Origin of the sequence: Dorea sp. YH-dor226, assembly GCF_039832105.1 — a bacterium.
GTDB lineage: Bacteria > Bacillota > Clostridia > Lachnospirales > Lachnospiraceae > Dorea_A.
Genome location: NZ_JBDOHS010000005.1, coordinates 159,006 through 185,834 on the forward strand (window position 1 = coordinate 159,006; position 26,829 = coordinate 185,834).

Consider the following 26,829-nt stretch of genomic DNA (forward strand, 5'->3'; position numbering starts at 1 on the left):
CTTTGGATATCACTGACATTTTATGCTATACTGAAATTAGCATGCAAGAGCGTGTGCTTTCAGGCATATAGCTCTTAATACCGAGAAAGGGAATCATACAATGAGCGAAGAATTATTACAAGAAGAAACCAAACTGGAAGAGGCTGTTGAGACAATGGCAGACCTGGAAGAACACTTCGATGATGCTAATCCATGGAGACTGGTAGAATCCTATATGGAGAAGGGAACCAACCTGCCGGTTAAGATCGAAGGAATTGTCAACGGCGGTGCAATCGCCATGGTGGAAGGATTGCGTGGATTCATTCCTGCATCCAAGCTTTCTTTATCTTACATTGAAGACCTGGAATCCTACCTGTTAAAGGATATTGAAGTCAGAGTCATTGATGTGGATGAAGCAGAAAACCGCCTGATCCTTTCTGCACGTGAGATCCTGAAAGAACAGGAGAAAAAGGCAATGGAAGAAAAGCTTGCCAATGTAAAGGTTGGAAGTGTTGTAAGCGGTAAAGTAGAAAGTCTTCAGGATTACGGTGCTTTCGTTCGTCTGGAGAATGGACTGTCCGGTCTGGTACACGTATCTCAGATCAGCCAGAAACGTGTAAAATCTCCAAAGGATGTACTGAATACCGGAGATGAAGTTCAGGTTAAGATCATCGGAATCAAGGACGGCAAGATCAGCCTGAGCATGAAGGCTCTGGAAGAGATTCCGGAAGAGCCGGAAGAGAAAGTTGTCATTCCAAAGGCAGAAAATATCGGAACCAGCCTTGGAGATCTTTTTAAGAATCTGAAATTATAAAGCAGATGCAGATCGGGTGTCCTGCAAGTCATCTCATGGCTTTTCGGACACCCGATTTTTATCGTTTTTTCAATATGATTAATTACCAGTCGGCATATACGGTCTTAACGCACCTGCCACACTGCTGATCGGCATTGTCTGAAGCCAGATATGTCCCGGTCCGGTAACGACCGTATTAAACAGACCTTCTCCGCCGAATACCATATTCTTAAGACCGGGTACCGTCTGGATATCCATGCTGCAACTTGCCGTCATAGCTGCAAGGTATCCGGAATCAATGATGATCTGCTGTCCCGGCTGCAGTTCGTATTCTACGACATGTCCGTCGAACTCTGCAAATGCAATCCCGTGTCCGGATACTCTCTGCAGAATGAATCCCTCTCCTCCGAACAATCCGGATGCCACTTTTTTCTGGAAATGAACCGACAGTTCCACGCCTGCTTCGGCTGCAAGAAATGCTTTTTTCTGGAAGATATATTCCTGTCCCGGTCCGATCTCAAACGGACGGATCATCCCCGGAAAACTGGACGCAAATGCGATCTGTCCAAGCCCTCCCTGTGCCGTATAGATGTTCTGAAACATCGCTTCTCCGGAGAACATTCTGCCAAATGCCTTCCCGAGTCCTCCGTTGGTCGATGTCTCCATCTTCATATTCGGTGACATCCATGCCATAGAGCCGCGCTCTGTGACCATCTTCTCTCCTGCCTCCAGCTGACATACCACAACCGGCAGAGTTTCCCCTAAAATCTGATACCGCATTTTCTTTCCTCCTTTTTGAATGTTTATGATTCCAATATTCTTTCTAAGATATTATATTTACAGATTATGTTTACAGATACTATGCTTCTCTGTCCGCAAACATCTCATCTATCATCGCCGCCGCATCCTCTACGCATTTGATGCAGCATACCAGCGGCTGTGGTCCATCCATATTCTTCAGATCCCGGCAATAGACAGATCCGTTCTCTTCTGTGAATTTTGCTGCCGATTCACGGAATTTTCGATATGTATCTGCCTTTGTCTTCATCGGATTCTCCATATCACCTGCACTGTTAACAAGCCCGATCGTAAGAAACATACCGGTTACTGCGCCGCAGGTATCCTTCAGCCCTCCCATGCCGGATCCGAATCCTTCCGCCAGCCGGAAGGCATCTTCTTCTTTCACTCCGAACTCTTCGCAATAAGCGCAGATGACTGCCTGACAGCAGTTATATCCCTGTTTAAACTTTGCAACTGCAATATCTTTCTTTGCTTTCATACTCTCAGCCCTTCTTTCTACATTTCCGCTGGTTTCACCTGCTCCAGATCCCGAAGCCATCCTGTCGCGCAGGCATCACTCGGCATTCTCCAGTCTCCTCTTGGAGATAACGCAACCGTACCGACCTTCGGTCCATCCGGCAGACAGGAACGTTTGAACTGCTGCATAAAGAATCTGCGGCAGAATGTATACAGCCATTTATAGATAGTCGCATCATCATACTCTCCGGCAAATGCATATCTTGCGATCCGGTAGATCTTGCTCGGTTCATATCCGAAACGCAGCAGATAATATAAATAAAAGTCATGAAGCTCATACGGTCCCACCAGGTCTTCGGTCTTCTGTGCGATCTCACCGTCCTTCGGTGGAAGAAGCTCCGGACTTACCGGAGTATCCAGAACATCATAGAGTACATTTTTCAATTCTTCATCTTCGCAGGTATCTGCATAATAATGCACCAGATGTCTGACAAGCGTCTTCGGAACAGAAGCATTGACTCCATACATAGACATATGATCTCCATTATAGGTCGCCCAACCAAGCGCAAGTTCTGACATATCACCGGTTCCAATCACGATACCGCCTGCCTGATTGGCTACATCCATCAGTACCTGTGTCCTCTCACGCGCCTGTGAATTCTCATATGTGACGCTGTGATCCTCCGGATTATGTCCGATATCCTTAAAATGCTGCTCTACTGCTGCTCCGACCGGAATCTCACGAAGCGTTGCTCCAAGCTTCTGTGACATCTTGCATGCATTCTGATATGTTCTGTCCGTCGTTCCAAAGCATGGCATCGTCACAGCCACGATTCCCTTCCGGTCCATTCCCAGGGCATCAAATGCTTTCGCACTCACCAGAAGAGCAAGCGTGGAGTCCAGTCCTCCCGAGATGCCGACCACTGCGCTCTTTGCATGCGCATGAGCCAGACGTTTTTTCAGTCCCATCGCCTGGATCGTCAGAATCTCTTCACATCGTTTGGCTCTTTCACTCATGACACTTGGGACGAACGGTCTGGATGGGAACGGTCTGGTAAGCTTTGTCTCCTCTTTCCTGATCTCAAATGGAATACGCATCAGTGTTTTTTCCTCTGCTGCCTGGAATGTCGTATTTTTTCTTCTCTCACTGAGCAGTCTCCGGACATCGATCTCCGTATAGATCGCGCTGTTTTCAAAACGTTTGCTCTTTGCAAGGGTCGTTCCGTTCTCTGCAATGATATTATGACCGCCGAACACCAGGTCCGTTGTAGACTCCCCTTCTCCCGCATTGGCATAGATATATCCACAGATCAGTCTTGCCGACTGTCCCTCAATCAGACTTCTTCTGTAAGAAGCTTTTCCAATCGTTTCATCACTCGCAGAACAATTGACGATCACAGTCGCGCCTTCTCTCGCCGCCTGAATACTCGGCGGGATCGGAGACCACACATCTTCGCAGATCTCTGCGGATACGATCAGTTCTTCCATCCCTTCAGCCACAAACAAAAGCTGTGGTCCAAACGGGATCTCCCGTCCGTTCAGGCAGATCATCCGCGCCTTCTTTGGGCCACGGCGGAACTGGCGCATCTCATAAAATTCTCCGTAATTCGGAAGAAAGCTCTTTGTCGTAAGTCCAAGAATCCTTCCCTGATTCAGCGCCGCTGCCACATTGTAGAGTTCTCCGTCTACCGCCAGCGGAAGCCCCACAAAGATCAGCGCATCCTTTCCTGTCGTATGCTCCGCGATCTGAAATAACGCTTTTCTTGCATCCTGCAGCAGAATATCCTGTGTAAACAGGTCACTGCATGTATATCCGGTCACACAAAGTTCCGGAAATACAACGATCTTAGCCCCCTCTTTGATGGTCTCATCTATCATACGACAGATATTTTCCGTATTATATGCAACATCTGCCACCCGGATATCCGGAGTCACTGCCGCAACTTTTACAAATCCCTGGTTCATCCTTCTTCCTCCCTGCGCTCTGGCATTCTTCTAGTATTATCAGCTTATATTTATATCCTATTTATTTACTCTAATATCATTTGCTGCGCTTAATGATCTGTTTCAACTCTTCCACCGTATACTGATAAGCCGTATTACAGAAGAAGCACTTTACTTCTATCGGCTTTCCTTCATCAATCATTTCCTGAATATCTTTTTTCCCTACACTTACAACCGCCTGCTCTACTCTTTCCTTGGAACAATTACAGTAAAACTGTGTCGGAATCGTATCTGTGATCTCAAGTCCTACATTGCCAAGCAGCGTCTCCAGCAACTGTTCCGGTGTATATCCCTGCTCAAGAAGGTTGGTAACAGAGGTTACATTTTTCAGATTTTCTTCAATCTGGCTGATCGTTTCATCCGTTGCAAACGGCATCATCTGAATAATGAATCCGCCGGCACATTTGACTGTATTGTCCTTCTCCATCAGAACTCCCAGTCCTACCGAAGAAGGAACCTGCTCGGAATTGGCAAAATAATACGTCAGATCCTCCGCAATCTCGCTGGTCACAAGAATGGTCTGACCGGAATAAGGTTCCTTCAGCCCCAGATCCTTGATCACCTGAATCAGGCCGATTCCGACTGCACCGCCCACATCCAGTTTGCCGTTCTTCGGCGGAAGAACCACGTCCGGATTGTTTACATATCCCTTAACGTTCGCATGGCTGTCGGCGGTAACCGTGATTCCCCCAAGCGGCCCGTCTCCCCGGATCTGAATGGTCAGCATGTCCGTATCATTTTTCATCATACTTCCCATCATCGCACCGGCAGTCAGAAGCCTCCCCAGTGCAGCGGTCGCTACCGGACTTGTATTGTGATGTTCTCTGGCGGTCTCCACCACCTCTCTTGTTGTTGCCGCAAATACTCTCACCTGTCCATTTGCCGCAGTTGCTCTGACAATATAATCTTTCATTATGATCTTCCTCTTTTCTTTCTATGATCTGCATTCAATGCTTTTGTTTTTTCTGCCTGTCCTGCTTACTTTCCTGCTTACTTTCCTGCTTACTTTCCGCGCTCCTGTGCGATTACACAGATGCGTTCACTGTTATACATCGGTGCCTTTTTTGTATAGTCATCATACGCGGCAAGGTACTGAAGTCCTGCTGCTTCCAGCATAGTCTTGATCTTCTCCAGCGTATAGGCTTTCTGATAATGCGTTTCCTGATATTTCCTGTATAATTCTGGATCCTCTTCACTCTGTACAAACAATGTCAGCTCATACTCGTTGATCATTTCCTGTCCGTCATAGTAATTGTCCCAGATAAAGCTGCATTCTTCCCGTTCCTCTGCGATCACCTGTTCTCCCAGAATCTCTCTGTACTTATACTCCGTATTAAAATCAAACAAAAAGATTCCCTGCGGATCCAGATAATTATTGACCAGCCGGAACACTTCTGTAAGTTCGTCTTCTTCTGTCACATAATTGACGGAATCACAGACGCTTACCACAGCTCTTACCGTACCATATAATTCAAATTCCTGCATATTCTGCTGAAGATACAAGATATCATGTCCGCTTTCCATCCGTTTTTCCAGCGCGAGCTCCAGCATATCCTCAGAATTGTCCACTCCGATCATGTCATATCCTGCTCCTGCAAGAAGCTCCGTCATATTTCCTGTGCCACAGCCAAGCTCCAGCACCAGGCCCTCTTCAATCCCATATTCTTTCAGCTTCTCGATCAGGTAATCCGCCCATTCTTCATAAGGCACATTATCCATGAATGTATCATACACCTCGGCAAAACTTGTATAGGCCTCCATGCCGATCCTTCCTTTCATCCTGACACCATAGTGTCTGTCGTTCACATCTAGTAGATAGTTTCGCATAGTCTCCTGCACATTATAACATGATACGAAGCGTTTATCCAATATATTAAGAAAGACTTTCTGCAAACAGCAAAAGAAGATTGTAAAACATCTTTTCAGACATCTTACAATCCTCTTAATTCTATCCAATATAATCACAGATTATTTATCTACACCTTCTGTCTCGATAATGAATCTGGTGCTTCCCTTCATGCCGTCTCTGATTCCGGCAAATGACTGATAGTCCTGCCCCAGCTTTGTCATTGCTTCCAGTCTGGCTGTTACATTCTGAATATCTCCATGAAAAATACTTGTCAGCTGATCGATCCCGGAAGTTTTGAATTCTGCCATGCCTTCTGCAAGTGCCAGATTCCCTTCTGCAAGCGCCCCTGCTCCATCTGACAGCTTGCCTGCGCCGGATGCCACCTGGGAAGCACCGGATGAAAGCTTTTGTACTCCACCGACAAGCTGCATGCTGCCATCCTTCAATGCTGCCGAGCCGGATCTTAAGCTTTCACTGTTCTGATTCAATTGCTCTGTTCCCTGCTTGAGTGCGGCTGTTCCCTGACAAAGACTGTCTGTTCCCTGTACCAATGCATCGCTTCCTGCATAGAGCTGATTCAGACCCTGTTGAAGTGCCAGCGTTCCTTCGCTCAATGTTCCGATTCCCGAAGAAAGACGCTGTGCTCCCGGGAGCAGTTGTGCATCGACATTACTTTTGATCTGTTGTTTCACTGCATCTGCTGTGGTATTCATCGTATTCGTAAACTGCTGCATAAGCACATCGGCATATCCTGCGCTCAGATTGCTGACATACATCTGCTTTGCCTCTATACTTGGAAATGCCTCTTCCGGCATGGCATCTGCTGCTGTCTGTGCCATCTGTTCGGCCATGCCTGTGATCATGACTTTCTGCTCCTCTGTCAGACTTATGGAAGATGCACTTCCCAGGCTGTCACTTAACTGCTGTACTCCTGCACTCAGTGCATTGGCGCCTGCAACTGCTCCACTTTCCTCATCGGTATATCCTGCTGCCAGCTGATCTGCTCCGTCTTTTGCCGCCTTGATTCCTGCCTGTGCGCCCGCTGCTCCGGCCTTCAGAGCATCCGCTCCGGCTTTCAGTTCCTGACTTCCCTTCGCCAGCGTTCCCACACCATCTGTATAGGCAGATACTCCGTTCGCCAGAGCACTGACGCCGCCGATCAGAGAACCACTTTTCTCATTCAGTGTATGGATGCCATCCGCAAGTGCTTCAGTCCCATCCGCGAGTGTTCCGGATCCATCCGATAAGGCCCTTGCGCCATCCGATGCATCCCTGGAGCCGTCTACCAGCTGATCTGCGGCATTTTCCAGCTCCTCCACCGAGTCTTCCAGACTGTCAAAGTCTTTGACATCACTGAAGTCAAACTGATCCAGGATCTCACTGGATGCTACCGTAATCGTCGGTCCTACAGATGCATTTTCCACATCTGCCGTGATCGTAACACTGTCAGGAATCTCAAAGTCTGTCCCTTCCAGCTTCAGATTTTCCTCAAGTCCCGGAAATGCAATGCCGACAACAATGTTCTTATCTGCGTCGGATATGATCTTACCGTGATCTAGCGTAACATTCTGATATTCGTCCGTCGGAAGCATCAGAGCCGTCACCATGGTAAACGGTGTATACATCTCCTCCTGTTCCCCGTTCACATCCACCAACTGTTTTGCATTATTCTCATAATCAAAGGTGATCTCTACTTTTCCATCCTTTCCCTGAAGATCTTCCGGTGCGATCTCATTTCCATCCAGCTTATATGATATCTTTACTTCCACAGGCATCTCTTTCTCTGTCGTTCCCTGATAATAGATGTCCTTTCCATCGGCTTCCCAAGTAAGCTGTCCACTGCCGCTTTCCTGAAAGACTTCCTCACCCTTGATATTTTTAATATCTTTTAGTTCCGAAGTATCTTCAAAGGTTCCTTCTCCCGGATTCTTCAGCCACTCAGTAACCGTTGTGCTGTTTACGTTTCCGGAAGTATCCGCCTTTACATATACGGATTCATCCTTGTATACTTCTCCGGAATCAGTTGCCGTACTGTCTCCCAGTACCTTCTTTGCCGTTTCTTTTAGTTCCTCAACATCTTCTTTTTTATCCTCGGCCTTCACATTCAGGGAATTCTGACAGATACAGGTTCCGGTCATCGCGGCTGTCATCACTGCCGCCATGGATCCTGCAAACACTCTTTTTTTCATAATTTTTTTCATAGATATACCTCCTAAGCTTCTTTCTTTGGCAGAAAGTCTTTGCTTGTTTTTACAATGACTCTATCAAATACCATAAACATCGACGGAAGAACGAATATTACCACGATCATGCTGATCAGTGCTCCTCTTGCCATCAGAATGCAGAGCGAACTGATCATATCGATATTCGAATACAATCCGACACCAATCGTTGCAGCAAAGAAGCTGAATGCGCTGACGATGATCGACTGTGCGGAAAATTTATGTGCCGTTGTGATCGCATCGTATTTGCCCGCCCCGTGGTTTCTTTCCCTCTTATATCTCGTCGTCATCAGAATCGCATAATCAACCGTTGCACCGAGCTGAATGGTCCCGATGACGATGGACGCTACAAACGGAAGTTTCGTGCCGGTATAGAACGGAATTCCCATGTTGACAAAGATAGCAAATTCAATGATACCGACCAGGATAACCGGCAACGTTACCGACCGGAACAATATCAGAATGATCAGGAAGACGATTCCGATAGATACCGCACTTACCCGCTTAAAATCCGTATCCGTGATCGTGATCAGATCCTTTGTCAGAGGTCCTTCTCCCACCAGCATCGCGTTCTCATCATAGCGATCCAGGATCTCATCGATCTTTTCAATCTGCCGATTGACTTGATCTGACGCCACCTTGTATTCCGAATTGACCATGAGTAGCTGATACTGATCATTTTTCAGCATACTGCTGATCGAGTCCGGAATCATATCCGACGGAATTCCGGGGCCTACCAGTTCATCCAGTCCGAGAACCCATTTCACACCATCCACCTTATCAATCTCTTTGGTCATCCGGTTCACCTCATGCGCCGGCAGGGAGCTGTCTACCAGAATCATATGCGTGGTATTCATCTTGTAGTCTTCCTTTAATTTCGTATTGGCTATGACACTCGGAAGATCCTCAGGCAATGACTCATCCAGATTATAGTATACACTTGTATGATTATTGCCGTAGATTGCCGGGAACAGAAGTACCAGGAACAAGACGACATACACCAGATATTTTTTTGTCACTTTATCCGATATCTTACTGATATTCGGAAGTAACGGCCTGTGCTTCGTCTTTTCGATCAATTTATCGCAGCACAGGATCATGGACGGCAACACCGTAACACAGGTGATTACACCAAACATGACACCTTTTGCCATCACGATTCCAATATCTTTACCCAATGTAAAGCTCATGAAACAAAGTGCAATGAACCCGGCAATCGTCGTGACCGAACTGCCGATCACAGAGGAAAATGTCTGCGAGATCGCATGTGCCATTGCCCGCTCTTTATCTCCGTCATATCGCACCTGCTGCTCTTCATAGCTGTGCATCAGGAAAATGGAGTAATCCATCGTAACCCCAAGCTGCAGGACTGCGGCCAGCGCCTTTGTAATATAAGAGATCTCTCCAAAGAACACATTGCTGCCCAGGTTGTAGATAATTGCCATTCCGATACTGAGCAGAAAAAGAATCGGCACAAAGAAGGAATCCATGGTAAGCGCCAGCACCAGAACTGACAACAGAACTGCGATCAGCACATACAGAGGAGTCTCCTTTTCCGCAAGCTCCTTGGTATCCTGCACGATTGCCGACATTCCGCTTAAGAAGCACTGTTCTCCCGTCACCTTCCGGATCTGCGTAACGGCTTCCATGGTCTCATCGGAAGAGGTACCTCCTTCAAAGAACACCGCCATCATCGTACCCTGATCCGTATTGTATATATCATAGAGAGTATCCGGCAGCATACTCTGCGGAACCGAAACATCTGCGACAGAGTCATACCACATCACTTTCGCAACCCCGTCAACCTGCTCTACCTGTTCTTTTAATTTTGCAACATCCTTATCCTCCATACCGTCTACCATCAGCATGGAAAAAGCGCCGATTCCAAAGTCCTCCGTCATGATCTCCTGTCCCTGCATGGTTTCAATATCTTCCGGAAGATATGTCAGTACATCATAGTTGATTCTGGTGTGTACATATCCCCATACAGACGGAATCAGAAGTAAGACACTGAGTATCAGAATCGTTACTCTGTACTTTACGATTTTCTTTCCAAACTTCACCATAACTGTATGCTTCCTTTCATTTATGACCGTTAGTCATTTTTACTGTAAGCAATATACTACAAAAATGACCAATAGTCAATACTTTTTTTGACTATTGGTCATTTTTTCGTTATACTATTGTAAAATCCAGAAAAACATGGTAATCTGTCCACAACAGGAGACGATATATTATGGGAAAATTAGAAGAAAATAAGAAAAAAAAGAAAGAAGCTCTTTTTAACACGGCTTATCGACTGTTTACCACAAAGGGCATTCATGCAACTGCCATTTCAGACATCGTCAATGAAGCAGGTGTTGCCAAAGGAACATTCTATCTTTATTTTAAGGACAAGTATGATATCAAAAACAAACTGATCGCACACAAAACCAAGGAATTGTTCGATGCTGCCTGGAAGGCTCTGGACGCTTCCGGGAAAACAGGCCTGGAGGACCAGCTGGTCTTCATCATCGACTACATTCTCGATCTTCTGAAAAGTGACCTCCCGCTCCTGAATTTCATTTCCAAAAATCTGGTCATGGGAGCATTGAAAACGGCCTTCTGGTCTGAAGAGGAAGATTCCGACGAATCCTTTAATGACAGATATCTGGAAATGGTGCGTCAGGATCCTTATGAATACGAAGATGTGAATGTGATGCTGTTTACCATTGTGGAACTGGCAGGATCCACCTGCTATAACTCCATCCTGTACGGAGAACCGCTTCCAATTGAGGAGTACAAGCCATTTCTGTACCGGACTGTACGCCTGATCATTGCAAGTCACCGCGTCACCCCATCTGATCAGAAGTAATATCCGTTTGCAAAAGGACTGCCGCAAAACAGAGTTCAATCTCTCTTTTGCAGCAGTCCTTCTTTCTTATTTCTTATTTATTATTCCTTAATTTTCACTGCAGTTCCATATGCAAGAACTTCCGCCGCTCCCTGCATCAGGGAAGAAGATCCATAACGAATGTTGAGAACTGCGTCTGCGTTCAACGCTTCCGCCTCGTCCACCATGCGTTTAACCGCAATCTGCCGTGCTTCATTAAGCATTTCCGTATATCCGACAAGTTCTCCTCCTACAAGAGTTTTCATACCGGCCATAAAGTCCTTTCCGATATTTTTACTCATTACAACCGTTCCTTTTACCATTCCCAGATCTTCGATCTCTTTTCCCGGAATATAATCAATATTTAGAAGCTTCATACAACTCTCCTCCTTCAATTTCTTTCATTCGTTCTTTTAATGATAATATGATTCCTATGATGATCACCGCGGGAATTCCTCCCATGAGCAGAAACAACGGTACCGGCATGGGATCTTCGGCAATCCCCCAGGTACACCATGCGAAGATTCCGATCAGCACGAGCATCAGCAGGATCATGATACCACCTGCCAAAAATGCCTTTTTCTTTTTTGTGATCATGTCTGCCTGTTTTGCATTCACAAATGATACACCTCCTTTTTCCAGCTGTTCCATTTTTTCAAGATATACATCCGGCTTCAGATCTGTGTAATTCTCCCCCTGTTCTACCATATCATGGCACAGCTCTTTCATCTTCTCCAGATTCTTTTCTTCTCTTTCCAGTGTGATCAGGTGACGCTTCAGGCAATCCTCCAGTGGAAGATTGGCTTCTTCCATTCTCCGGATCTCACTGATTGGAACAGCGAGTTTGCGAAGAAGCTTGATCTTCTTCAGACATTCAATGTCCTGTTCCGAATACTCACGATATCGATTCGCCTCATTGCGGGACGGATTCAGAAGTCCCTGCTGTTCATAAAAACGAATATTTTTCTTCGTGATATCCACAAGCTGTTCCACCTCATTAATTCTCATTCCCTCACCTCCATGACATTACCCTACACCTTCCACAAAGAGGAAGGTCAAGGATTTGTTAAAAAATAATTTATTTTTTTCTGATACAAAAAAATCGCAGAAAATGAAACTTTTTTATTGCTCACTTTCTGCGGTTTCTCCTGTATTCTAATCGATCATCTCACGGATCGCACGCTCTGTCCCCTGCATGGATCCCTGTACCATCTCCGGTTTTCCGCCGCCTCTGCCTTCAAAAGCCGTATTCAGCTTCTTGCTTAACGGACGTACATCTTCAGTCCGGCTGCCGATCACATAACGGTATCCGACTTCATCTGATCCGGCAAATACCGCACAGATCTTTGCGCCCCGGTCAAGCAGAAGATTCATCATCTCTCTTGGAAGATTCCCGCTGAGGGAAGGATCGAATACAGCCGTAATCTCTTCCGCAATCACGATCTCTTTCGCCTGATAAGAAAGCAGCTTCTGCCGGAGAGTCGCACACTGGCTCTTAAGGCTTGCCTGCTCTTCTTTCAGATGTTCCACAGCCTCGGCAACTTCATATTCCTTTGCACACAGCATCGCTGAGATTGCTTTTGTACCTTCCTCTTTCTTTTCATAATCCCGGAGTGCTCTTCTTCCACACAGCATGGTGATACGTTCTCCGCCTTTATAATTGACCATATTCACCAGCTTGATCATGCCGATCTCTCCGGTCTTATTCACATGCGGTGCACAGCAGGCGCACACATCATATCCCGGAACGACAACGATGCGAACCTGTCCTTCAATCTCGATCTTGCTTCTGTATTCCATACCTGCAAGCTCTTCTTTCGACGGATACAGCACCTGAATCTCCAGATTCTGAAAAACAGCCTCATTGGCTTCTCTTTCAATCTCTCTTAATTCTTCCTTCGTAATCGGACCGTTAAAATCCATGGTACAGTAATCACTTCCCAGGTGAAATCCCACATTCTGATATCCGAACCTTTTATGCACCAGTCCGGATACGATGTGCTCTCCGGTGTGCTGCTGCATTTTTTCAAACCGTTCCTCCCAGCGGATCCGTCCGGTCACCTTCCTTCCGGCCTCCACAGGAGCGTCTGCCGTGTGATAGATCACGCCGTCCTTTTCATGGACATCGCTGATATTCACATCATCTAACATGCCGGTATCTGCATATTGCCCTCCGCCTTCCGGGAAAAAAGCAGTCTGGTCAAGTACGATCCGATACTTCTCTTTGTATGGTTCACAGGACACAACCGTTGCCTGAAATTCTTTTCTGTGACTGTCCTGATAGTATAACTTTTCTGTCATCTTATTCTTACATCCTCTCCGGCGCCTCAAATCCCAGAACATCAATACATGCTTCCAGAACATTCTTTGTCACCTTCAGAAGTGCGATGTAACTCTTCTGCTTTTCCTCATCCTCTTCTGCAAGGATCCGTGTCTCATGATAAAACCGGTTAAATGCATTGGCAAGGTCATAGATATACGCACAGATCTTGTGTGGTGCCAGTTCTTCAAATGCCGTTTCCATCACTTCGTTATATTTTACCACTTCCAGCATCAGCGCTTTTTCGCTCTCACTTGTTGCTCCAGCAACCTTAAGCCCTTCCAGCTCATGTCCGGATGCCTGATATTTATTCAGAATCGACTTGATACGGACGATCGTATACAGAATATACGGTCCTGTATTGCCTTCAAACGAGGTAAAGCGGTCTACATCAAACACATAATCCTTAGATGCCTGGTTGGACAGATCCCCGTATTTGATTGCTGCCATGCCGACGATCTTTGCAGTTTCCTTTGCTTCCGCCTCTTCTACCGTACGGTTTTCATCGATCTTACGATACATCTCTTCAGTGATCTCCGCAATCAGGTTCTCCAGACGCATCACGCCGCCTTCTCTGGTCTTAAACGGTTTTCCGTCCTTTCCGTTCATCGTTCCGAATCCCAGGAACTTAAGACTCGTTTCTTCCGGAACGATCCCAGTCTTTTTTGCAGCACGGAATACCTGAACAAAGTGCAGTTCCTGGCGCTTGTCTACCACATATATGATTCGATCCGGACGATAGTCTTCCACCCTCTGTACCAGAGTTGCAAGATCCGTCGTTCCATACAAAGAAGCCCCGTCGGACTTCTGGATCATACATGGCGGAATCTCTTTTGTATCCGTCTCTTCCTGCACATCAATGACCAGTGCTCCCTGATCCTGATGCGCATATCCGTCTTTCTTCAGGCGTTCGATCATATCCGGGATATAGGCCTGTGCATCAGACTCTCCCTTCCACAGATCAAAATCCACATTCAGATTCGCATAATTCTTCTTCAGATCCGTCACAGACACATGCATGATATGATTCCAGATCGCGGTATATCCTCTGTGTCCATTCTGCAGAAGATAGGTCGCATGTAATGCATTCTCCCGGTAAGCCTCATCCTCTTTTGCTCTGCCGCTGGCAGTCGGATAGATCTCCTCCAGCTCTCCTATGGTAAATGGTGCTTCCTGCGGATATTCTCCCTCAAAAGCATCGTCAAAATACGGAAGATCCGGCTTACGTTCTCTAAGTTCTGTAATGATCAGTCCCATCTGATATCCCCAGTCGCCCAGATGGATATCTCCAAGAACCTTATGTCCCATCTTTCTGGAAATGCGTTTTACACTTTCACCGATGATCGCAGAGCGCAGATGTCCGACATGCAGCGGCTTTGCTACATTCGGTCCGCCATAATCCACAACGATCATCTCCGGATTCTCTGTCTTTTCCAGTCCCAGATCCGAAGACTCTTCCATCTGGTTCAGATAATCCGCAACGTATTCTTCCTTCAGTTTCATATTAATAAATCCCGGCTTCACAGCACCCGCCTCTGACAGACATCTGCTGTCCTGCAAAAGTGCAACCACATCCTCTGCGATCATAATCGGAGCCTTGTGATACGTTTTTGCTCCGGCCATCGCACCGTTACACTGATATTCACACAGGTCCGGTCTGTTGGATAATGTTACTTTTGCATATTTCCGGTCATATCCTGCCTTTTCAAACGCCTCTGCAAGTTCTTCTGCAATCAGGTCCATAATTTTCTTCATATGATTCCCTCCATTCATCTTAGTTATTCTAACACAAGGATTCCACAGCAACAACCATATCTTAAAACAAATATTGCAAAAAATACCAGTATGTGGTATATTATCAGTAACAATTACTATTATTAAATAAATGGAGGTTTTCTATGAATACAAAAGCATTTCGCAATTTATCCTATGGTGTGTATGTCATCTCCTCGCTGGACGATGGCCGCTGTACCGGATGTATCGCCAACAGTGTGATGCAGATCACTTCTTCTCCTGCCACGATCGCGGTCAGTATGAACCATGACAACTTTACCAATTCCTGTATCGCGGACAGTGGATTATTCTCTGTATCCATTCTGTCCGAACAGTCTGACCCGTCTCTGATCGGAAGATTCGGATTCCAGTCCGGAAAAGACACCTTCAAATTTGCAGGTGTAGACTTTACCCTTACCGACAGCGGACTTCCGATCGTCAACGATGCCTGCAGCTACATCTGCTGTAAAGTGATCGACAAGATGGAGACCAGTACACACACGGTATTTCTCGGGGAAGTCATCGATGCCGATGTCCTGAAGTCCGAACCTGCTATGACTTATGCTTACTACCACAATGTAATCAAAGGAAAAAGCCCGAAAAACGCTCCTTCCTATCAGCCGGAAGAAGAGGATTCCAGGGCTTCGTCATCTGAAAAATGGGTATGCGGCATCTGTGGATATGTATACGAAGGAGAAGTTCCATTTGAAGAACTCCCGGATACTTACGTATGTCCGATCTGTAAACAGAGCAAAGACAAATTCCAAAAGCAGTAGGCGCTTATTGTTCTAGAATACTGCCTGAATCAGGAACATGTAGAGTACGGTTCCAACTCCGATACTCAACAGATTGTTTCGTTTCCACACGTGAAGAACAGCTGTCACCAGTACGGCGATCAGCTCCGGGATTCCGTGTGGATAAGCAATTACCGTTGTTGTTTTCAGGCAGTATACTACAAGCATTCCGATCACGGCCGGAGTCAGTACCTTTCCCAGATACTGTACAACCTTTGGAATCTCCTTTCCCTTCGGAAATATCAGAAAAGGAACCAGTCGTGTGGCAAATGTCGCAGCAGCCACCACCAATATGATCAAAAAGGATCTAACTGCACTGATCGGCATCCCGGACCCCCTCCTTTCTCGCATCGTTTTCTTCTTTTTCTTTCTTCTCTTCATCCAGTCTGGTTCTGGAAACAAATAGCACCAGAATAATCAAGAGCATAGACGGAAGCACGAATTGGTCTGCCCCAAAGATCTGCAGACAGATAAATGCTGCTCCAACACCGATCATCTCCGGAATCCGGTTTTTCTTGTCCATCCACTGCTCCACAAATATCACGACGAACAAAGCCGTCATTGCAAAATCTATCCCTTCTGAATTAAAGGGAATCAATGTTCCTGCAAGTCCTCCGATGGCAGATCCGATGACCCAGTAAGCCTGATCCATAAGAGAGATCGCAAAAAGGAACTTTTCCTCATCCACCCCTTCCGGAATCCTGGTCGTGCATAACAGCGAATACGTTTCATCCGTAAGGCCGAAGATCATATACCATCTCTTCTTTCCCATATGATTGAATTTATCCAGAAGTGATATTCCATAAAATATATGTCTGATATTTACCATCAGTGTCATGAAGATCATCTGGAAAAAGGACACCCCCGGCGCAAAAAAGTTCACTGCAAGATATTGTCCCGATCCCGCATAGACCATGATACTCATAAAGATCGCCCACAGAAAGGAATATCCTTTTTCGGCAAACATCACCCCAAATGCAATCCCGATAAACAGATACCCGGTCAGAACCGGTATCGTATAGGGAAATGCTTTTTTAAATGCATATTTATATTCTGACATCACATACCATCCTTTGTACTGTTTATAATTCTGTTTTCTACCGCATATGACGGATGAAAACGCACAAAAAAAGAGCCTGTTTCTTATTACAGAAATCGGCTCTGAATCTCATATCAACTTCCGGTGGAATTCTCATAAGCATCTTTCAGATCACTGAGGGCCTCCTGCAACAACGCATCTGACTGAACCGCTTCCTGATACGCCTGCCGCGTCTCACTTATGAGAGCCTGCACATCCTCGTGCTGTGCGATCTTCTGAATGTAAGATGCAACTTCATCATCTTCAGCTTTCGCACTGACCTGACAGATTCCATTCTCATCCTTCGTCACGTATACCGTACTCAGTCCCGGCACTTCCGTATAGATGTCTCTGATCTTCATATCATATCTGACAAACGCCACATATGTATCCTTGTATTTTCCAAGTTTTGTATAGACCTGCATGTGATCATAGGACTCTACAAATTCCTTTTCATCTTTCAGAGAATCATAATATACTTCTACAGCATCGGTTACTTCCGGAGCAAAGGCTGATTGAAGCGGATTCGTCTCCATATATTCACATCCGGAATTTTCTTCTTTCGGCTTCTTTTCACTTATCTTCTGTGCTTTTTCTTCTTTCGCTTCTGTAAGGCCAAATCCGACAGTTCCTACCAGAAACACCAGAAAAAACAAAATCAGCAGTATTCCCACTCTGTTTCTTTTCTGCTTTCTGTATCCGGCGGAAGTATCTCTTTTTCCCTCCATAAGACTACCTCCATTGAAAAGCACTTAAAAAAAGTACACACCCGGGCGGATTCGAACCGCCGCTCCCGCCTCCGGAGGGCGGTGCTCTATCCCCTGAGCTACGGGTGCATATACATTCTTTATGAAATTACCTTTGTAATATTAACACATTTAGCGGATAAAGTAAAGGAAATGATTTCGACATTTCTCACATTTCCTTTACTTTTCTTTTATTTCAGATAATTACAGGAGCAGTTTTCCCTCTTTCCTGTCATAATAATATGCCTGATTCGAAAGGACTTCTTCCGGATCCACCTGCGTTTCATTGATTTCTCTTATGATCTCATCAAGATCGTCCTTTGCCGGCGCATCACTCTCAGCTACGATGATCGTCTCATGTACACTGCTCGGAAGTACGTAATAATTCTCTTTCAGACGCTCTGCAATCTTCGCAAGCCGCCCATCATAGAGAATCGCAGACGCTCCAAAGCTTCGCGTCCGGTTACTGAAAACGTACATTACATTTCTTCCTTCATATTCCCGATGCCCGGTCAACTCTTCAATCACAGCCTTCATCGTACAGAACTCATCCGGAAGCAGATATTCTGTATTCCTGTGTGCCGCCTGATAAACCATTTCTTTTGACACATTCCATGATCTCAGATGCTCATTGCGGACCAGTACGGATGCAATCCCAAAGGGCCCCGTTTCCAGAAGTACGTAAAATACGACTGCAAGATCCAGATATCCGACCGACGGAATCTGCTTTAAAAGCTCCTGATTTTTTTCCCGATTGATCAGGCGATATACAAGCTTTCTTTGAATCGCAGAATAATCTTTTATTGGATTTCCTTTCCAGGGGCGCTCAAACCGCACCTCCTCATACAGCTTCAGGATATTACTCACAATTGCTTCCAGCGAAACACCTCTCTGGAACTGCTGGTAATATTCCTCCAGATAAATCGTCGGAGATACATTGATTCCCCGCTCTGCCAGCATAATTCCGTATCGCCTGATGCCATTATTCTTCATATTTGTGTGAAGATGTACTGTAATATTATCTCTCACCTCCTTTTTTAAAATGCTCTCTACTGCCCGAATAAACTGATCGTATGTCATATATCTTCCTTTCCCGGCAGCGATTTCAAGATTTTGTGGAAATATGGCAGATTATGCCTTTTGAAAATTTAAGAAACAATGATGAAATATTATGGTAGCTACAATTATAAAAAAGCCCTGCAGAAATTGCAAGGCTTTTTTCACATAATGAATAAACAAAATTATGCTCTGGAAAGGTATGCTCCTGTACGGGTGTCGATCTTGATCTTCTCACCCTGCTCTACGAACAGCGGAACATTAACCTTTGCACCTGTCTCAACGATCGCCGGCTTGGTTGCACCTGTAGCTGTGTTACCCTTTACTCCAGGCTCTGCCTCTGTGATCACAAGCTCAACGCTGAGCGGCGGCTCAATTGCAAATACATTCCCCTGATAAGAAGCAACTGTTACGTTCTCATTCTCTTTTACAAACTTCAGAGAATCGCCAACTGTCTCTTCTCCAACCGGAATCTGATCATAGGTCTCATTGTCCATAAAGTAGTACAGAGTTCCGTCATTATACAGATACTGCATGTTCTTTCTATCGATGTGTGCAGTCGTGATCTGCTCATCCGGATTGAAAGTTCTTTCAATCACACCGCCCTTGATGATATCTCTCATCTTTACACGTACGAAAGCAGCGCCTTTTCCTGGCTTAACATGCTGGAAATCAATTACCTGATATACATTCCCTTCGATCTCTACTGTGATGTTTGTCTTCCATTCAAACTTTGCCATTAGTATAATCCTCCTTAGTCGTGCCCGAATAGCACTTAACGTTCTATCGCTCTATTCATTCTATAATAGATTACGGCTTTTTTCAACCTTTTTTTCATGCTTCAGGCTCTTCTTATAGAAGTGCAATACAATTTTTTCCAGATATCTCTTCAAAACAATCTGAATCTCTTCTTTGGGATGGATCGGCTTTACCAGAATATTCGGGATTCCGGCACGTTTTGCTCCCCAGACATCCGTAAACAGCTGATCTCCGATAAAGACCGTTGTATCTCTGTCCGTCCCCATGATCTCCATTGCTCTGATATAATTCTTCGTGGAAGGCTTGTGTGCATCATACACATAATCCACCTGAACATCTTTGTTAAACATCTCAACTCTTGGCTTCTGATTATTGGAAATCAGACAGCAGCGATACCCGATCGCTTTTAACCTTTCAAACAGTGCGATCGCCCTGTGATCTGCCGGCGCTCCATGCGGAACCAACGTATTGTCGATATCAAAGATCAGTCCGCGAACACCGTTTTCATACATTTTTTCAAAATCAATGACATACGTGGATGCCACATACTTATCCGGGAAAAAACAATCAAACATCCTACTCTTCTATCTCCTGCAAACGCTGAACCAGTTCTTCGCATACCTGAAGAACGGTCTTGTGATCTGTGTTAATTACAATATCTGCTGCCGCTTCGTATTTTCCACGGCGCTGTTCCATCAGCTCGGCAATTCCCTCTACATTCTTTCTTCCGTTCAGCACCGGTCGGTCATTGCTGTCTTTGACACGCTCATATACAACCTCCGGACTTGCAGTAAGAAGAACGACTCTTCCGTTTTTCTTCATCTCTTCCACATTGCGTTCCCGAAGTGCTGCTCCTCCTCCACAGGAGATCACCGTATTCTTTCTGTCCTGCATCTCGATCAGGAGACTGGTTTCAAGATCCCGGAAATATTCTTCCCCGTAAGTCGCAAAAATATCCGGAATACTCATCTCTTCACGCTCTGCGATCACCTGATCCATCTCAACGATCTCCATATCAAACATCGTGCTCAGGTAATCGGATATCGTACTCTTTCCCGCTCCCATGAATCCGATCAGTACAATATTATAATCAAACAGTTTTCTCGCCTGTATTCTTTTACTATTACGTAAAATACAGCGAAATACATCAAAAATTTCTTCTTTATATTTATTATCCGCCAGTTTCTCTTCCAGTCTGTTTTTCTGCTTCTTCTCCTGCTGAGGCTGCAGAATTGCCATGCCATATTCTTCTTTATATGCCATGATCTTCTCAACAATTGCATTGCGTTCTGCCAGGGCATCAATAATCTTGTCATCACACAATGCCAGCTGTTCTCTGTACATCTCCAAATCATTCATGTCTGTTTTCTCCTGTCTTATCCTGTAAATCCATTTGTATATTCGTGTGTATTATAGCAGTATTTCCAGTGATAAGCAAGAAAAATGCAACCGACATGCGGTATGTGATGTCCTGATATTAAAACTCTTTTCTCTCCATAACCCGCAGCGAAATCAGTGCAGATATTCCAAGCATCAGTGCCCATACCAGCAGTAATATGGCAGTCATACTACCGAAGCTTGCCTGATCCAGTTTTTCCAATATTGCGGTAAAATTGACGGATGTCCCTTCCGCAATCTTAACAAAAACAAGTGCCACCACAAAAGCCAGAGCAAACACTGCAAAAAATGCCATTCTGCTCTTTTCCGCACCAAATTTCAACTGAAGCGGAATACTGATCGCAAGGATCATACCTGCCACTACCAGTGCGACAACACTGACTACTCCCAGTTCCTGCGGTTCTATCTCCAGCTTGCGGACCATGACAAATACGAAGTCCAGAGCCGTAACTATCAGCCAGGCAAGAAATGACGTCAGTACACCAAATAAATATTTTTCAGCAACATATCCTTTCCTGCTGATCGGCAGAGAAAAAAGGTACGCCGCTCCGTTATCATACTCATCATAAGAAATCGTGCTCATGGTGAACATGGAAAACATCATAGTTGCATAAGTAATGGTAAAATAAGGACTGTCATTCGTGACCAAAAACATAAAAGTGATCAGCCCAATTATAAGAAAAAACTGTTTCTGATTTTTCAAAAGTTTAAAATCTTTAATCAATAAACCCTTCATTACTTTTCACCTCGAATCATCATCATAATCAATTCATCAATAGTTCCTTTTTCTATCACAATCTCCGGATAATTTTCACTGTAAAACTGCTTCTGATTCGTCAGACAGGTATATCCGAATTCCTCTTTTTTATGACGCAGGATATAAGACTGATCCAGCTTTTCAAACTGTTGCTGAGTTACCTTCAGCACTCCGTATTCACTGAGCAAAACATCCGTCTCTTCATGCAGAACGATATTTCCTCCGTCAATCATATACAGATCATCACAAAAACCTTCCAGATCACTGGAAATATGAGAACTGATTAATATGGTGCGATCGTTCTGTTCCATATATTCCCGCAGAAGATTCAGGATCGCATCTCTTGCGATCACATCCATTCCCGCTGTCGGCTCATCCAGAATCAGCAGTCTGGCATTGTGAGAAAGTGCCGCAAGTACCTGGAGCTTCCGTTTCATACCGGTGGAAAATTCTTTGATCTGTTTCTTTAACGGAAGCTGAAATTCCTTACATTTCTCCAGGAACCATACTTCTTCAAACTGCGAATACATGCTCCGAAGCATCGGAAGCAGATCCTCAATGCTTAGGTATCCGCTGAAACCGGAATCTGCAAGGACCACACCGATTGCTTCTCTGTCCTTCGCTGTCAGCTCCGTCGCCGGCTTATTCATGATCATGATCCGGCCCCCATCTGTGCGGATCAGGTTCAGCGCAGCCTTAAATGCAGTACTTTTTCCGGCGCCGTTCGGTCCGATCAGACCGGTAATACATCCTTTTTGTACTTCCATTGAACAGTTTAATTCAAAATCACGATAGTTTTTTCTGACATTTTCCATTTTCAACATCGCACTTAATCCTCCAAAACAATCTGAAATAATTCTGCAATCTCCTGATTGCTCATTCCACAGCTTCTGCCTTTTCGGATGGCCATCTCCAAATCAGCTTCTACTTCTCTTTTCTTCTCCTCCAGCATCGTCATCTGATTTGCGCACGCCACGAAGCTTCCTTTGCCGTGAACCGTGACCACGAATCCCTCTTCTTCCAGAGCATCGTATGCCTTCTTTACAGTCAGTGCACTGACTTTGAGTTCCTTAGCTAATGTACGAACTGACGGGAGCATCGTTTCTTCCTGCAATTCCCCGTGCATGATCTTTTCCTTGAGCTGATCACAGATCTGCTCGTAGATCGGCTGCATGGAAGAATGATTGATAATCACATTCATGTTACCCCTCCTTCGTTATAAACAGTATATAACAGTTTGTAACTGTTGTCAACTGTTTTATACTGTTTATTCTATATTTGTTATATTTCCATTAAAAAAAGGAAGTTCCGCTCCATAGCTGACTCTTCAGTTATAGAGCGACACTTCCTTCTAAATTGTACGTTTTCAGACAGCGCAGGCGGAATCTCCATCACTGCAGTCCCTGATTAGCAGATCTTGCAGATCCATCCTTCCGGAGCTTCGATGCGTCCCATCTGGATTCCGGTCAGTGTATCGTACAGTTTCTTTGTCACAGGTCCCATCTCTTCCATTCCGCTTGGGAAACAGATCTCTTTTCCGTGATCCACGATCTTTCCTACCGGAGAGATAACAGCTGCGGTTCCGCAGAGTCCACATTCTGCAAAGTCTTTTAACTCATCAATGTGTACTTCTCTTTCTTCCACTTCAAGTCCAAGATAGTGTTCCGCAACATACATCAGTGAACGTCTTGTAATGGATGGAAGAATGGTAGAGGACTTCGGAGTTACCACTTTGTTATCCTTTGTCACAAACAGGAAGTTCGCTCCGCCTGTCTCCTCAACTTTTGTTCTCGTAGCAGCATCCAGATACATATTTTCATCATATCCTTCTGCGTGAGCAGTTACAATTGCATGAAGGCTCATAGCGTAGTTCAGACCAGCCTTAACATGTCCCGTTCCATGCGGTGCAGCACGGTCAAAATCAGATACTTTAATCGTGATCGGCTTAGCTCCGCCCTTGAAGTACGGACCAACCGGTGTTGTAAATACACGGAACTGATACTCATCTGCCGGTTTTACACCAATAACAGAACTGGAGCCAAACATATATGGTCTTACATACAGTGTTGCTCCGGATCCATACGGCGGAACATATGCTGCATTGGCAGCTACTACCTGTTTCACAGCTTCCACGAATTTATCCTCCGGATATACCGGCATTTCAAGTCGTGCAGCTGAATCTGCCATTCTTTTTGCATTCAGATCCGGACGAAATGTTACGATATGTCCGTCCTCTGTTGTATATGCTTTCATACCTTCAAAACATGTCTGCGCATACTGCAATACACCTGCACATTCATTAATTACTACATTTGCATCGGAGGTAAGGGTACCTTCGTCCCATGTTCCATTCTTGTAATTGGAAACGAATCTCTTATCTGTCTGCACATAACCAAAGCCAAGATTTGACCAGTCAATATTTTTCTTTTCCATTGTATATTCCTCCGTCCTTTTAACAACTGATTTATTTTCTGCGTCTATTATAATACGTTACTTTTCAAAATTCAAGAGCGCACTCTGTTTTTTATTCAATAGTTCAGCCATATTCTTACCGTTCCATCATACTGATAGATTCAATCCCGACGCTTCCGCCTCTGACTACCTCTATACTCTTGAACTCTTCCTTCATCAGCTTAATCACCGCATCATTTTTCGTAGCGGTCTGAACAAACTCCAGAAGCAGACTGTCTTTTCCGTAATCGATCACCTTTGCTTTAAATGTCTCCGCGATCTGGAAGCACTCCACCTTATCCTCCGGTGTGCATTTGCGTACTTTTACATACAGGATCTCTTTCATACGAACAAATACATCTGTAAAATCTATCACTTTAATGACCTCAACCAGACGATTCAGCTGTTTCTTGATCTGTTCAAATGTCTCATCGTCACTGACTGTTGCAATCGTCATTCTGGATATGGTAGGATCTTCTGTCGTTCCAACTGTAAGGCTGTCCAGGTTGTAGGACTTTCCGGAAAAGAGTCCGGATATCTTGGAGAGGACGCCCACCTGGTTCTCCACATACAGGGAGATCCAGCGTTTCTTCATATTATTGTTGCTCATATCTATCTGCTCCTTTCATATCTTCTCTTGCTTAACAATCCAATATCATATCTTCCAGTGTTCCGCCCGGCTGAATCATCGGATATACCAGATCTTCAGGATCAATGTCAAATTCGATGACATACGGTGTTTTTTTGCTCTTCATGGCTTCACGGAATGCCGGTTCGATCTCTTCTTTCTTTGTAACATGGATGCCTTTTGCCCCATAGCTTTCCGCCAGTTTCATAAAGTCCGGTGTATATGGCGGACATTCTACTTCCCCACATTTGCCTCTGCAGGCTGCTCCGGAACGCAGACAGGTCATGGAATAACGTTTTCCGTAGAACAGTTTCTGCCACTGACGAACCATTCCAAGATTGTTATTATTAAAGATACAACTGATGATCGGAAGCTCTTCGAGCACCGCAGTCGCAAGTTCCTGACTGTTCATCTGCATACCGCCGTCCCCGGAAATTGAGATGACCGGTACATCCGGATTGCCGATCTTGGCTCCGATCGCTCCCGGAAGGCCATATCCCATTGTACCGAGTCCGCCGGACATCAGGAGCTTTTTCTTTTCTGTGATCTCAATAAACTGTGCCGTGAACATCTGATGCTGTCCCACATCTGTTACAATAATGGCTTCATCAAATACACGATTGATCGTCTCAATCACATCCTGTGGTGTCATGATCGGTTTCTTTTTCATGACAAGCGGATGTTCCATCTTCCACTCACCAACTTCATCCAGCCACTTTTTCGTGTCGCATTCCGTCACATATTCCAGCATCTTTGTAATTGCTTCTTTTGCATCTGCAACGATCGGAACATCTACCTGCACATTTTTTGAAATTGCCGCCGTATCAATATCTATATGTACAATCTGTGCATGCGGGGCAAATGAATGCAGTTTTCCGGTAATACGGTCATTAAATCTGGTTCCGATCGAGAACAACAGATCACATTCATTTACTGCCATGTTGCAGGCATATGCACCGTGCATGCCAAGGTTTCCTACATACAGCGGATGATTCGTCGGAATCGCACCTCTTCCCATGACCGTCGTAACAACCGGCACCTTCGTCTTTTCTACCAGTTCCGTAAACTCCCGGTTCGCATGTGCGATATTCACGCCTCCGCCCGCAAGGAATAATGGTCTTTCAGCCTTGGAGAGCATTTTGATCGCACGCTTTAACTGCCCGATATGAACCCGCGTATTCGGTTTATATCCCCGGATATTGACTTCCTGCGGATATTCAGCATCCCCAAGCTCTGCCATGACATCCTTCGGAAGATCGACCAGCACCGGACCCGGACGTCCTGTTCTCGCAATGTAAAAGGCTTCTTTTAAGATACGTCCCAGATCCTCTCTATTTCTGACAGTAATTCCATATTTGGTAATGCTTCTGGTAATTCCAACGATATCAACCTCCTGGAACGCATCATTTCCGATCAGATGTCTTGCTACCTGACCGGTAAAGCATACCAGAGGAACACTGTCATAATATGCTGTTGCAAGTCCGGTCACCAGATTCGTTGCCCCAGGGCCACTGGTTACCAGGCATACCCCAACCTTACCTGTAGAGCGCGCATACGCATCTGCCTCATGCACCAGCGCTACCTCCTGTCTTGGCAGGATCACTTTTGTATAATCCTGTTTATACAATTCATCACTGATGTCAATCGTACATGCTCCCGGATACCCGAATATTGTATCCACGCCTTCCTCCCTCAGCGCCTTTACCAACAACTTGTTTCCACTGATTTTTCTCATGTTACATACCTCCTTCACGCAAAAGGTGTTTTCCTTATCTTTTTCCGGATATCTGCGAAAAAAAACCCTAAGCTGAATGCTTAGGGCGAATGTTCCATCCGTGTTACCACCTAAATTCAGAGAAATGCTTCTCTGCTCTCTGCCAGTACGGGAAATTCCTGCTTCTGCTTCCTCTCCGATACTGCTCCCCTTTAACGCCGGGACTGCGTTGAAGTCTACTCGGATCCGGCAATGCCGTCCCTTTCGGTTCACTGCTCGAAGGCTACTTCCACAAGTCTTTCACGAAGATTCTCACCACACATCTTCTCTCTTTGCTTCCGGAACTTATGTACTCCTCCTCGTCGTAGCATTTTTCTGA

General features: G+C 45.2%; 27 protein-coding genes, 1 tRNA gene and 1 other annotated feature. Of the genes, 3 read left to right on the forward strand and 25 right to left on the reverse strand.

Annotation, left to right across the window (positions count from 1 at the left end):
• Nucleotides 1-100: 100 nt before the first annotated feature.
• Nucleotides 101-793 (forward strand): S1 RNA-binding domain-containing protein, encoded by a 693-nt coding sequence (locus tag ABE547_RS06445; protein ID WP_347377991.1) that lies wholly within the window; start codon nt 101-103, stop codon nt 791-793.
• A gap of 78 nt (nt 794-871) precedes the next feature.
• Here ABE547_RS06445 and ABE547_RS06450 read toward each other — a convergent pair whose 3' ends face one another.
• The 7 genes from ABE547_RS06450 to ABE547_RS06480 form a co-directional block, all read right to left on the reverse strand.
• Entirely contained in the window at nt 872-1,552 is a 681-nt protein-coding gene (locus tag ABE547_RS06450) for a TIGR00266 family protein (protein WP_347377992.1), read from the reverse strand.
• Between the two features lie 79 nt (nt 1,553-1,631).
• Nucleotides 1,632-2,051 carry a C-GCAxxG-C-C family protein gene (locus ABE547_RS06455; RefSeq protein WP_347377993.1) on the reverse strand — a complete coding sequence of 140 codons (420 nt, stop codon included), beginning with the start codon at nt 2,049-2,051 and terminating at the stop codon, nt 1,632-1,634.
• A 17-nt stretch (nt 2,052-2,068) separates the two neighbouring features.
• Nucleotides 2,069-3,994 carry an NAD(+) synthase gene (locus ABE547_RS06460; protein WP_347377994.1) on the reverse strand — a complete coding sequence of 642 codons (1,926 nt, stop codon included), beginning with the start codon at nt 3,992-3,994 and terminating at the stop codon, nt 2,069-2,071.
• A gap of 76 nt (nt 3,995-4,070) precedes the next feature.
• Nucleotides 4,071-4,946 (reverse strand): Hsp33 family molecular chaperone HslO, encoded by an 876-nt coding sequence (gene hslO, locus ABE547_RS06465; RefSeq protein WP_347377995.1) that lies wholly within the window; start codon nt 4,944-4,946, stop codon nt 4,071-4,073.
• 89 nt (nt 4,947-5,035) lie between these two features.
• Nucleotides 5,036-5,794, reverse strand: coding sequence for a methyltransferase domain-containing protein (locus ABE547_RS06470; RefSeq protein WP_347378028.1), 759 nt, complete (start codon nt 5,792-5,794; stop codon nt 5,036-5,038).
• Between the two features lie 207 nt (nt 5,795-6,001).
• Complete coding sequence (locus ABE547_RS06475; protein ID WP_347377996.1) at nt 6,002-8,083, reverse strand: hypothetical protein; 2,082 nt, start codon at nt 8,081-8,083, stop codon at nt 6,002-6,004.
• Between the two features lie 11 nt (nt 8,084-8,094).
• Nucleotides 8,095-10,170: an MMPL family transporter gene (locus ABE547_RS06480; RefSeq protein WP_347377997.1), complete on the reverse strand. Its 2,076-nt coding sequence runs from the start codon at nt 10,168-10,170 to the stop codon at nt 8,095-8,097.
• A gap of 170 nt (nt 10,171-10,340) precedes the next feature.
• Here ABE547_RS06480 and ABE547_RS06485 point away from each other — a divergent pair, with 170 nt between their 5' ends.
• A complete protein-coding gene (locus ABE547_RS06485; RefSeq protein ID WP_347377998.1) occupies nt 10,341-10,958 on the forward strand; it encodes a TetR/AcrR family transcriptional regulator in 618 nt (205 codons plus the stop codon).
• An 80-nt stretch (nt 10,959-11,038) separates the two neighbouring features.
• On the opposite strand, the gene ABE547_RS06490 is transcribed toward ABE547_RS06485, so the two are convergent.
• From ABE547_RS06490 to argS, 4 genes are all read right to left on the reverse strand, one after another.
• On the reverse strand, nt 11,039-11,353 hold the full coding sequence (locus ABE547_RS06490) for a YbjQ family protein (RefSeq protein ID WP_347377999.1): 315 nt from the start codon (nt 11,351-11,353) through the stop codon (nt 11,039-11,041).
• Nucleotides 11,334-11,984: a MerR family transcriptional regulator gene (locus tag ABE547_RS06495; RefSeq protein WP_347378000.1), complete on the reverse strand. Its 651-nt coding sequence runs from the start codon at nt 11,982-11,984 to the stop codon at nt 11,334-11,336. The genes ABE547_RS06490 and ABE547_RS06495 overlap by 20 nt, the downstream gene beginning before the upstream one ends.
• A gap of 147 nt (nt 11,985-12,131) precedes the next feature.
• Nucleotides 12,132-13,277, reverse strand: a complete 1,146-nt coding sequence (locus ABE547_RS06500) for an alanine--tRNA ligase-related protein (RefSeq protein ID WP_347378001.1) — start codon at nt 13,275-13,277, stop codon at nt 12,132-12,134.
• Between the two features lie 7 nt (nt 13,278-13,284).
• The gene (gene argS / locus ABE547_RS06505; protein ID WP_347378002.1) at nt 13,285-15,051 is read right to left on the reverse strand and encodes an arginine--tRNA ligase; all 1,767 of its coding nucleotides are present in this window, start codon (nt 15,049-15,051) and stop codon (nt 13,285-13,287) included.
• A gap of 143 nt (nt 15,052-15,194) precedes the next feature.
• On the opposite strand from argS, the gene ABE547_RS06510 reads away from it, so the two are divergent.
• Nucleotides 15,195-15,845, forward strand: a complete 651-nt coding sequence (locus tag ABE547_RS06510) for a flavin reductase (RefSeq protein WP_347378003.1) — start codon at nt 15,195-15,197, stop codon at nt 15,843-15,845.
• 12 nt (nt 15,846-15,857) lie between these two features.
• On the opposite strand, the gene ABE547_RS06515 is transcribed toward ABE547_RS06510, so the two are convergent.
• The 14 genes from ABE547_RS06515 to ilvB all read right to left on the reverse strand — a co-directional run bounded on the left by ABE547_RS06515 (nt 15,858) and on the right by ilvB (nt 26,471).
• Nucleotides 15,858-16,190 (reverse strand): branched-chain amino acid transporter permease, encoded by a 333-nt coding sequence (locus ABE547_RS06515; protein WP_347378004.1) that lies wholly within the window; start codon nt 16,188-16,190, stop codon nt 15,858-15,860.
• Nucleotides 16,171-16,923, reverse strand: coding sequence for an AzlC family ABC transporter permease (locus tag ABE547_RS06520; protein ID WP_347378005.1), 753 nt, complete (start codon nt 16,921-16,923; stop codon nt 16,171-16,173). Before ABE547_RS06520 ends, ABE547_RS06515 begins: the two co-directional genes overlap by 20 nt.
• Nucleotides 16,924-17,036: 113 nt before the next feature.
• Entirely contained in the window at nt 17,037-17,669 is a 633-nt protein-coding gene (locus ABE547_RS06525) for a hypothetical protein (RefSeq protein ID WP_347378006.1), read from the reverse strand.
• 36 nt (nt 17,670-17,705) lie between these two features.
• Nucleotides 17,706-17,777: transfer RNA gene (locus ABE547_RS06530), tRNA-Arg, on the reverse strand.
• A gap of 114 nt (nt 17,778-17,891) precedes the next feature.
• On the reverse strand, nt 17,892-18,767 hold the full coding sequence (locus tag ABE547_RS06535) for a DUF5688 family protein (RefSeq protein ID WP_347378007.1): 876 nt from the start codon (nt 18,765-18,767) through the stop codon (nt 17,892-17,894).
• 161 nt (nt 18,768-18,928) lie between these two features.
• Complete coding sequence (gene efp, locus ABE547_RS06540; RefSeq protein ID WP_347378008.1) at nt 18,929-19,483, reverse strand: elongation factor P; 555 nt, start codon at nt 19,481-19,483, stop codon at nt 18,929-18,931.
• A gap of 60 nt (nt 19,484-19,543) precedes the next feature.
• The gene (locus ABE547_RS06545) at nt 19,544-20,077 is read right to left on the reverse strand and encodes a YqeG family HAD IIIA-type phosphatase (RefSeq protein ID WP_347378009.1); all 534 of its coding nucleotides are present in this window, start codon (nt 20,075-20,077) and stop codon (nt 19,544-19,546) included.
• A gap of 1 nt (nt 20,078) precedes the next feature.
• Entirely contained in the window at nt 20,079-20,861 is a 783-nt protein-coding gene (locus ABE547_RS06550) for a shikimate kinase (RefSeq protein ID WP_347378010.1), read from the reverse strand.
• Nucleotides 20,862-20,979: 118 nt separating this feature from the next.
• Nucleotides 20,980-21,636: an ABC-2 transporter permease gene (locus tag ABE547_RS06555; RefSeq protein WP_347378011.1), complete on the reverse strand. Its 657-nt coding sequence runs from the start codon at nt 21,634-21,636 to the stop codon at nt 20,980-20,982.
• Nucleotides 21,636-22,481, reverse strand: coding sequence for an ABC transporter ATP-binding protein (locus ABE547_RS06560; RefSeq protein WP_347378012.1), 846 nt, complete (start codon nt 22,479-22,481; stop codon nt 21,636-21,638). The genes ABE547_RS06555 and ABE547_RS06560 overlap by 1 nt, the downstream gene beginning before the upstream one ends.
• A gap of 5 nt (nt 22,482-22,486) precedes the next feature.
• Nucleotides 22,487-22,858 (reverse strand): GntR family transcriptional regulator, encoded by a 372-nt coding sequence (locus tag ABE547_RS06565; protein WP_347378013.1) that lies wholly within the window; start codon nt 22,856-22,858, stop codon nt 22,487-22,489.
• A gap of 206 nt (nt 22,859-23,064) precedes the next feature.
• Nucleotides 23,065-24,090, reverse strand: coding sequence for a branched-chain amino acid aminotransferase (locus ABE547_RS06570; RefSeq protein ID WP_347378014.1), 1,026 nt, complete (start codon nt 24,088-24,090; stop codon nt 23,065-23,067).
• A gap of 115 nt (nt 24,091-24,205) precedes the next feature.
• Nucleotides 24,206-24,718 (reverse strand): acetolactate synthase small subunit, encoded by a 513-nt coding sequence (ilvN, locus tag ABE547_RS06575; RefSeq protein ID WP_235249214.1) that lies wholly within the window; start codon nt 24,716-24,718, stop codon nt 24,206-24,208.
• 31 nt (nt 24,719-24,749) lie between these two features.
• A complete protein-coding gene (ilvB, locus tag ABE547_RS06580; protein WP_347378015.1) occupies nt 24,750-26,471 on the reverse strand; it encodes a biosynthetic-type acetolactate synthase large subunit in 1,722 nt (573 codons plus the stop codon).
• A 78-nt stretch (nt 26,472-26,549) separates the two neighbouring features.
• Nucleotides 26,550-26,825, reverse strand: a binding site (T-box leader).
• Nucleotides 26,826-26,829: the final 4 nt, after the last annotated feature.

What these genes read in the sequence shown, in the direction of transcription:
- ABE547_RS06445 (WP_347377991.1), top strand. Translation starts at nt 101, where the DNA reads ATGAGCGAAGAATTATTACAAGAAGAAACCAAACTGGAAGAGGCTGTT.
- ABE547_RS06450 (WP_347377992.1), bottom strand. Translation starts at nt 1,552, where the DNA reads ATGCGGTATCAGATTTTAGGGGAAACTCTGCCGGTTGTGGTATGTCAG.
- ABE547_RS06455 (WP_347377993.1), bottom strand. Translation starts at nt 2,051, where the DNA reads ATGAAAGCAAAGAAAGATATTGCAGTTGCAAAGTTTAAACAGGGATAT.
- ABE547_RS06460 (WP_347377994.1), bottom strand. Translation starts at nt 3,994, where the DNA reads ATGAACCAGGGATTTGTAAAAGTTGCGGCAGTGACTCCGGATATCCGG.
- hslO (WP_347377995.1), bottom strand. Translation starts at nt 4,946, where the DNA reads ATGAAAGATTATATTGTCAGAGCAACTGCGGCAAATGGACAGGTGAGA.
- ABE547_RS06470 (WP_347378028.1), bottom strand. Translation starts at nt 5,794, where the DNA reads ATGGAGGCCTATACAAGTTTTGCCGAGGTGTATGATACATTCATGGAT.
- ABE547_RS06475 (WP_347377996.1), bottom strand. Translation starts at nt 8,083, where the DNA reads ATGAAAAAAATTATGAAAAAAAGAGTGTTTGCAGGATCCATGGCGGCA.
- ABE547_RS06480 (WP_347377997.1), bottom strand. Translation starts at nt 10,170, where the DNA reads ATGGTGAAGTTTGGAAAGAAAATCGTAAAGTACAGAGTAACGATTCTG.
- ABE547_RS06485 (WP_347377998.1), top strand. Translation starts at nt 10,341, where the DNA reads ATGGGAAAATTAGAAGAAAATAAGAAAAAAAAGAAAGAAGCTCTTTTT.
- ABE547_RS06490 (WP_347377999.1), bottom strand. Translation starts at nt 11,353, where the DNA reads ATGAAGCTTCTAAATATTGATTATATTCCGGGAAAAGAGATCGAAGAT.
- ABE547_RS06495 (WP_347378000.1), bottom strand. Translation starts at nt 11,984, where the DNA reads ATGAGAATTAATGAGGTGGAACAGCTTGTGGATATCACGAAGAAAAAT.
- ABE547_RS06500 (WP_347378001.1), bottom strand. Translation starts at nt 13,277, where the DNA reads ATGACAGAAAAGTTATACTATCAGGACAGTCACAGAAAAGAATTTCAG.
- argS (WP_347378002.1), bottom strand. Translation starts at nt 15,051, where the DNA reads ATGAAGAAAATTATGGACCTGATTGCAGAAGAACTTGCAGAGGCGTTT.
- ABE547_RS06510 (WP_347378003.1), top strand. Translation starts at nt 15,195, where the DNA reads ATGAATACAAAAGCATTTCGCAATTTATCCTATGGTGTGTATGTCATC.
- ABE547_RS06515 (WP_347378004.1), bottom strand. Translation starts at nt 16,190, where the DNA reads ATGCCGATCAGTGCAGTTAGATCCTTTTTGATCATATTGGTGGTGGCT.
- ABE547_RS06520 (WP_347378005.1), bottom strand. Translation starts at nt 16,923, where the DNA reads ATGTCAGAATATAAATATGCATTTAAAAAAGCATTTCCCTATACGATA.
- ABE547_RS06525 (WP_347378006.1), bottom strand. Translation starts at nt 17,669, where the DNA reads ATGGAGGGAAAAAGAGATACTTCCGCCGGATACAGAAAGCAGAAAAGA.
- ABE547_RS06535 (WP_347378007.1), bottom strand. Translation starts at nt 18,767, where the DNA reads ATGACATACGATCAGTTTATTCGGGCAGTAGAGAGCATTTTAAAAAAG.
- efp (WP_347378008.1), bottom strand. Translation starts at nt 19,483, where the DNA reads ATGGCAAAGTTTGAATGGAAGACAAACATCACAGTAGAGATCGAAGGG.
- ABE547_RS06545 (WP_347378009.1), bottom strand. Translation starts at nt 20,077, where the DNA reads ATGTTTGATTGTTTTTTCCCGGATAAGTATGTGGCATCCACGTATGTC.
- ABE547_RS06550 (WP_347378010.1), bottom strand. Translation starts at nt 20,861, where the DNA reads ATGAATGATTTGGAGATGTACAGAGAACAGCTGGCATTGTGTGATGAC.
- ABE547_RS06555 (WP_347378011.1), bottom strand. Translation starts at nt 21,636, where the DNA reads ATGAAGGGTTTATTGATTAAAGATTTTAAACTTTTGAAAAATCAGAAA.
- ABE547_RS06560 (WP_347378012.1), bottom strand. Translation starts at nt 22,481, where the DNA reads ATGTTGAAAATGGAAAATGTCAGAAAAAACTATCGTGATTTTGAATTA.
- ABE547_RS06565 (WP_347378013.1), bottom strand. Translation starts at nt 22,858, where the DNA reads ATGAATGTGATTATCAATCATTCTTCCATGCAGCCGATCTACGAGCAG.
- ABE547_RS06570 (WP_347378014.1), bottom strand. Translation starts at nt 24,090, where the DNA reads ATGGAAAAGAAAAATATTGACTGGTCAAATCTTGGCTTTGGTTATGTG.
- ilvN (WP_235249214.1), bottom strand. Translation starts at nt 24,718, where the DNA reads ATGAGCAACAATAATATGAAGAAACGCTGGATCTCCCTGTATGTGGAG.
- ilvB (WP_347378015.1), bottom strand. Translation starts at nt 26,471, where the DNA reads ATGAGAAAAATCAGTGGAAACAAGTTGTTGGTAAAGGCGCTGAGGGAG.